We start from the raw sequence: 6,723 nt of genomic DNA on the forward strand, positions 1-6,723 counted from the left end.
CACACGGCGGCGCGCTTCGCGGGGGCGAAGCTGATGCCCATGTCGCGGCGCGTGACCATCAAAACGCTGCTGGTCAACCAGCGCCAGGCCAGCCCGCAGTCGCTCGCCAAGCACCTGCGCTACATCGAACGCGACGGTGTGGGCCGCGATGGCGAGCCGGGCCAAGCCTACGGGCCGCAAACCGATGCCGCCGACCTCGACGCCTTCAAGGAACGCTGCGCCGACGACCGGCACCATTTCCGCTTCATCCTCTCGCCCGAGGATGGCGCGGAGCTGGAAGACCTGCGCACCTACACGCGGCACCTCATGGGCCGCATGGAGGCCGACCTGGGCACGGGCCTCGATTGGGTGGCGGTCAACCACTGGAACACCGACAACCCGCACACGCACATCGTCGTGCGCGGGCGCGACGACACCGGCAAAGACCTCATCATCGCGGGCGATTACATCGCCGATGGCTTCCGCCATCGCGCCGCCGAGCTGGCCACCGAATGGCTGGGGCCGCGCACCGAGCTGGAGATCCAGCAGACCTTGCAGCGCGAGGTGGAGCAAGAGCGGTGGACGAGCCTGGATCGCACCCTGCAACGCGAGGCAGGCGAGGGCGGCCGAGTGCAGATCGAACGCTTCAACGAACCGCGGCTGCAATGCCAGCGCCTGCTGCTGATCGGCCGGCTGCAACGCTTGCAGCGCCTGGGCCTGGCCGACGAAATGCAGCCCGGCACCTGGGCCGTCCATGCCGACGCCGAAAAGACCCTGCGCGTCCTGGGCGAGCGTGGCGACATCATCCGCACCATGCAGCGGGCCATGCGCGGCGAGCCGCGCGAGCTGGCGGTGTTCGAGCCGGGAGACGACGGCCGAACCATCCTCGGCCGCGTGGCCGCGAAGGGGCTGGCCGACGAGCTGCGAGACCGGGGCTATCTGGTCATCGACGGGGTGGATGGCAAGGCCCACTACGTCGCGCTCAACGCCCGCGACGAGCTGGCGAACTACCCAGCCGGTGCCGTGGTGGAGGTGAAGGGATCGGCCGACCTGCGCGCCGCCGACAAGAACATCGCCGCACTGGCGAGCGGTGGCCTGTACCGCACCGATCATCACCTCGCCATCGCGCAGGGTCAGGCCGTACCGGGCCGCGATCCGCAGGAAGTCGTCGCGGTCCACGTCCGCCGGCTCGAAGCCCTGCGCCGGGCCGGCATCGTGGAGCGCGTGGCCGAAGGGCTATGGAAGGTGCCGGACGACCTGGCCGAGCAGGGCCGCCGCTACGACGCGCAGCGCCTGGGCGGCGTGGCCGTTGAACTGAAATCGCACCTGCCATAGAGCGGCAGGCCCGCGTGATCGGGGCCACCTGGCTTGACCAGCAGTTGATCGGCGGCGGCTCGGGCTTGGGCGACCTGGGCTTTGGCGGCGAGGCCAAACAGGCGATGCAGCAGCGCGCCGACTTCCTGGCCGAACAGGGGCTGGCCGAGCGGCGCGGGCAGCGCGTAATCCTAGCCCGGAATCTGTTGGGCACGCTGCGCAATCGGGAATTGGCGCAGGCCGCCAAGGACATTGCGGCCGAAACCGGCTTGGAGCACCGGCCCGTGTCCGACGGCCAACGCGTGGCTGGCATCTACAGGCGTTCCGTCATGCTCGCTAGCGGGCGCTACGCGATGCTTGATGACGGCATGGGATTCAGCCTGGTGCCGTGGAAGCCGGTGATCGAGCAGCGGTTGGGACAACAACTCGCTGCGACCATTCATAAAGGATCGGCTTCCTGGGAACTCGGAATTCGTCGAGGTATATCTATTGGATAGAAGCTAGTCTTCCGTCAACAGGTGTAGCCATCTCTTGCTAGCGGCTTCCATAGAACTTTTCCACGAACGAGCGACGGTAACTCTGGTGGCAGGCTAGGCAGCTTTGCTGGGTTTTGGAGAAAGCCGCGATGACTGCTTGGCCGTCATTCCGCTGGGCAGCCTCGCCCATGGCGGTCGCGGCGTCATGGACCTGTCCATCAAGACCCCGAAACTTTCCAGCGTCTGCCCCAAGCCAGGCAAGGATGCGCATCTTTTCCGACATGGACGGCTCGGCATGCTTGGCGATTCGTGGTGCTAGCTCGGTGACCAGTGGCCAGTCTTCTTTGGAGATCGCGCCCGTGACGGCTTGCATGTCGCGCCCGAGTCTTTCCATTATGGTACGAAGCGCCATTGGCTTTGCCGCCTCTACGGACTGCGCACCGAGTGCCGCGGCGAAGGTTGCCAAGAGCACGGACAGCGAAAATGTGAAGAACGATCTGGGTTTCAAGGGCTGGTTCACGAATTTCTCCATTGATGTTTTGACGAATGCTTTGGGTCTAACGAATGGTTGCAGGTGCCCTCAAAATTCCAAACTCAGCGCGATCGATCCGAATGCGTGATAGCCCGCCTGCTGGTCGAACTCGCGGGTTCTCCAAACGCGCATCACGGCAAGCCGCACGCCACGTCCAGCAACGATCCATTGGCTGCTGATGCCGAGAGCTGCTTGCGCGACCCAAGGCCGCCGGCTGACATGGTGGCTATTCCGGAACATGTTTCCGTCGAGTGAGAAGTCCCAGGCGACGGCTTTACCCTCCAGGTTCAGGAAGACATGTGCCCCAGGTTTGGGCGCCAGGACCGATTGCGGCGTTGTCGTGCGCAGATCGGCAACACCAGAGGGCGGGCGGTTCTCCGCGCCAGGGCGGATCGGATAGCTGCCGAAGTCGTTCGGTATGTTCCAGCCCGCGCGAAACTCCACGCCGGTACTGGCGGCGGTTTCGATGTTTCCAACCCGCAGGGCATAGCCGCCGATCACGTCGCTGCCCCATCCAGGGCGGACCGCGCCCTCCGTGTACGGCTTGAACTTGCGTTCCATGGCCATCTGAAATGCCGGCTCGTTGCGCAACTGGTTGTCCCAGCCGCGAAAGCGCTCAATGCCGCGTGCCCGATGCACCAGATCCTGGGATTGCTCGGCCAGCGACCAGGGGCCGATCACGCCCAGGGTCAGCTCACGCACGTCAAGGATTTCGTAGCTTGCGGCTTGTGGATGGATGCGGCGATTCCACGCCAAACCCAGGTAGAGCAAACCAGCGTACGGTCGATCATCTGGAATCACATCGGTGCGCGTCTTGTTCTCGGGCGTGTACATGACTTGGCCAAAGCGCACAACGAGGTTTTGCGACGACGAGTGGGCGCCGGCGTCGTGCCAGAAGCCTGGATCAGCCCAGCCGATGAAGCGGGCGTACAAGCCAATCGGCTGGGGCAGGCATTCCGGACGGAGCCCGCCTTGCAGATCGCGTGAGACTGCTGTTAGCGCGACACCGTTGGTGTAGTTGCGATCGGAGCCGGTGAACAAATCGTTCTCCAGACGCAGAGTGCCGCCCCGCCAGCGCAGGGATTGCTCTGGTGAGCAGGAGGGAGGATTTGCAGAGAGCGAGACTTCGGAACCGAAAGCAGCAATCGGGCTGAACAATGCACCCGTAATCAACAAGGCGGCGCACTGCATCGGCTGCCGCACCTTGGTGCCGCGCAGGCTCCAGAGATACCCGTCGATGCCAATCATGTTGCCCCATCGCCTGCCGCCCTGTTGACGTAAAAGCGTTCGAGGGCACTGACGATTTCCTCCGCTTCGTCTACGCAGGTGAACAAGTCGAGATCGGATGGAGAGACATAGCCTTCGTCGAGCAGAAGATCGAAATCAACTACGCGACGCCAGAATGCACGGCCGACCAGCACCACCGGAATACGCTGCATCTTTCCGGTCTGGATCAAGGTGAGCACCTCGAACAGCTCATCGAGCGTTCCATAGCCACCGGGGAATGCCACCAAGCCCTTGGCGTGCAACAAGAAGTGCATCTTGCGCAGCGCGAAATAGTGGAACCTGAACGCCAGGTCCGGGCACATGTAGGGGTTGGGTGCCTGTTCGTGCGGCAGCGTGATGTTGAGGCCAATCGAGCGTGCGCCAACCTCGAAAGCACCGCGGTTGGCGGCCTCCATGATGCCGGGACCACCCCCGGTGACGACGACGAAATCACGTCGGTTCTGCTGCTGAAAACGCGCCGAAATCAGACCCGAGAAACGCCTCGCTTGCTCGTAATGACGTGCCTGTTCGACCCGGCGGTGGGCTCGCGCGAGCTCTTGCCGCAGCCCGGCATTCTCCGCAGTGACGAGCGCCTGACGCTCCAGCGCGCCAAGGCGGGCTTCTGCCGTCTCGGTATCGCTCACGCGTGCGCTGCCGAAGACCACTACCGTCGAGCGGATGCCTTTCTCGTGCAGGATGCGCTCAGGTTTGAGTAGTTCGAGCTGCAGTCGCAGCGGCCGCAGTTCGTCCTGGCCAAGCAGTTCGATGTCTTCGTACGCAAGACGGTACGTTGGCGACTCGCGGATGGCGCGCAGGCGTTCAGCGAGATCTTCGGCGGGCTTCATCACTCGTGCGCCAGAAAGTCCGGCCAGCGCAGCGCATGACCATGCTCGGGCACCGTGACCTGCCAGCCGAGTTGCTGTTGCAGGAGTTCGGCGAAGGCCTGCGCGGCAGACAGTTCCCCATGCACCACGAAGGTTTGCGCCGGTGGGTGAACAAAACCCCGAGCCCAATTCAGCAACGCCTTCTGGTCGGCATGCGCCGAGAGGCCGCCCATGCTGTGGATCGCCGCACGTACCGGGATGTCCTCACCGAAGATGCGTACACGTTCGGCCCCCTCGATCAGGCGCCGGCCAAGCGTCCCCTGCGCCTGGAAGCCGGGAAACAAGATACTGCATTCCCGGCGTGGCAAGTTGTGGCGCAGGTGGTGCCGGATACGTCCCGCATCGCACATGCCACTGGCAGAGATGATGATGGCCCCGGAGCGGATCCGGTTCAGCGCCATGGACTCTTCAGCGCTCGCTGTGAAACTCAGGTATGGGAGGTTCTCGCCGCGCGCGTGCCATCCTGCCAACCGCTTCGCCTGTTCGTCGAACAATTCGAGATGTTCACGCGTGATGCGTGTGGCCTCGGTGGCCATCGGCGAATCGACGAATACCATCGGTTGTCGCAACCGCCCCTCGCAGGTGAGTCGATGCAGGTGGTAAAGGACTTCCTGGGTTCGGCCAACCGCGAAGGCCGGCACGATGACGTTGCCGCCGCTCTCGAAGAGGGTTTTCTCGACGATGCTGATCATCTCCTCTTCGGTTGCCGAGAAATCCTTGTGTTGGCGGTTGCCGTAGGTGGACTCGATGATGAGGATGTCGGCGTCCTCGATGGGTGTCGGGTCGCGAAGGATCGGGCGCCCCGGCTGGCCGAGGTCACCACTGAAAACGAGCTTTGTCGGATAGCCATACTCGGTCACCCAGACTTCGATGATGGCCGACCCAAGAATGTGCCCGGCATCGCGGAAACGGGTGCGCACCCCCACGCGGGGCGCGAACTCCCGGTCGTATTCGATGCCTCGCACCTGCTGCAAGCAGTCGCTGGCATCCTGCAGGGTATACAGGGGTGACAGCGCGGTCTTCTCTTTGAACCGCTTGGCATCCCGCTTCGCATCGCTTTCCTGGATGTGAGCGCTATCGGGCAGCATCACCCCGAGCAGATCAACCGTGGCTGGCGTGGCGTAAATAGGCCCCGTGAATCCTGCGCGCGTGAGTTTTGGCAATAGCCCGCTGTGGTCGATGTGGGCATGGGTCAGGAGCACGAAATCAATCGATGCCGGGTCGAACGGGAATGGCTCATGGTTACGTGCCGCCGCCGTGCGTCCGCCCTGAACCATGCCGCAATCCACCAGGAAGCGTACGTTGAGCGCTTCCACCAAGAAACACGACCCGGTAACTTCGCGCGCAGCGCCCAGAAAATGCAGTTTCATGGGACCTTCACTCCGGATTTTTCTTTTGTATCGGGCAAGTGCCCAGGCCAAGCAGACGGTAGCCCGGACAGCGACCGGCCAGGCCGGTGACGAGGGGCATGATTCCGATGAGCCCCAGCCAGCGCCAGGGTGAGTCCAGCCACAACGGCAGGCTGAGCAGAATCAGCCCGAGGACGATGCGGACAATGCGGTCGACACTTCCAACGTTGATTTGCATGATGGTCTCCTTGTGTTTCGTCAGCGGCTTGAAAACGCGACGGGGGCGGCAGCGCCCCGCGGCGGATGGATTGCGGTTGATGGCGCGGTGGATGTGTCCCAGCCACCGCCAAGGGCCTTGTAGAGCGCCACCAATTGCACGGCCGCGTTGGCATGGGCCCGCGGCTGCGGTTTCGGCCTCGTGCAGGCTGCGCTGGGCGGCCAGCAGCTCGACCAGGGCGATGTCGCCCGCGGCGTAGCGAGCTTTGGCGTGGCCGTAGCCTGGTGCGTGCGGCATCCAGTGACATGCCACGGCGCTCAAGCGTGTCCAGTCCGCCGTGGTAGTCGCCCAGGGCGCGCTCGGCGTCGCCCAGCGCCGTCAGCACGGCCTGCTCATAGGCCAGCGCGGCCTGTCGCTCGGCCGCCTCGCGTGCCCGAATTTCGGCTCGCACACGGCCACCGTCGAACAGGCGCCAGGAAATCAGCGGCAGGATGGAAAAACGCGAGCTGGATGCATCGAACCAATCGCCCGTACTGAGCGCTTGGAACCCGCCGCCGACACCGATGGAGAGTTTGGGGAACAACTCGGCCGTGGCCACGCCGATGTCGGCGGAACTCGCTGCCAGGCGACGTTCCGCAGCCAGCACGTCCGGGCGCCGGCGCAGCATCTCTGCGCGCTCGCCCACCGGCAGCGCCCGCAGCGTGCT

At 64.2% G+C, this 6,723-nt stretch carries 5 protein-coding genes and 2 pseudogenes; 1 reads left to right on the plus strand and 6 read right to left on the minus strand.

The genetic code is table 11. The annotated features are described in order from the left end of the window. Positions 1 to 708: 708 nt before the first annotated feature. Positions 709 to 1,790: pseudogene (locus JCM9942_RS20705) on the plus strand (DUF3363 domain-containing protein). 37 nt (positions 1,791 to 1,827) lie between these two features. On the opposite strand, the gene JCM9942_RS08975 reads toward JCM9942_RS20705, so the two are convergent. The 6 genes and pseudogenes from JCM9942_RS08975 to JCM9942_RS20715 all read right to left on the minus strand — a co-directional run. After that, the gene (locus JCM9942_RS08975; protein ID WP_227468492.1) at positions 1,828 to 2,289 is read right to left on the minus strand and encodes a cytochrome c; all 462 of its coding nucleotides are present in this window, start codon (positions 2,287 to 2,289) and stop codon (positions 1,828 to 1,830) included. Between the two features lie 60 nt (positions 2,290 to 2,349). Beyond that, entirely contained in the window at positions 2,350 to 3,549 is a 1,200-nt protein-coding gene (locus JCM9942_RS08980; RefSeq protein WP_016448833.1) for a lipid A deacylase LpxR family protein, read from the minus strand. Continuing rightward, entirely contained in the window at positions 3,546 to 4,412 is an 867-nt protein-coding gene (locus tag JCM9942_RS08985) for an LOG family protein (protein ID WP_054659139.1), read from the minus strand. The genes JCM9942_RS08980 and JCM9942_RS08985 overlap by 4 nt, the downstream gene beginning before the upstream one ends. Next, on the minus strand, positions 4,412 to 5,821 hold the full coding sequence (locus JCM9942_RS08990) for an MBL fold metallo-hydrolase RNA specificity domain-containing protein (RefSeq protein ID WP_054659141.1): 1,410 nt from the start codon (positions 5,819 to 5,821) through the stop codon (positions 4,412 to 4,414). The genes JCM9942_RS08985 and JCM9942_RS08990 overlap by 1 nt, the downstream gene beginning before the upstream one ends. Before the next feature lie 7 nt (positions 5,822 to 5,828). Beyond that, positions 5,829 to 6,314 carry a YgaP family membrane protein gene (locus JCM9942_RS20710; RefSeq protein ID WP_484600212.1) on the minus strand — a complete coding sequence of 162 codons (486 nt, stop codon included), beginning with the start codon at positions 6,312 to 6,314 and terminating at the stop codon, positions 5,829 to 5,831. 10 nt (positions 6,315 to 6,324) lie between these two features. Continuing rightward, positions 6,325 to 6,684 (minus strand): annotated as a pseudogene (locus tag JCM9942_RS20715) (TolC family protein); the annotation flags it as partial. Positions 6,685 to 6,723: the final 39 nt, after the last annotated feature.

The sequence above is a fragment of the Stenotrophomonas pictorum JCM 9942 genome (assembly GCF_001310775.1).
GTDB lineage: Bacteria > Pseudomonadota > Gammaproteobacteria > Xanthomonadales > Xanthomonadaceae > Stenotrophomonas > Stenotrophomonas pictorum.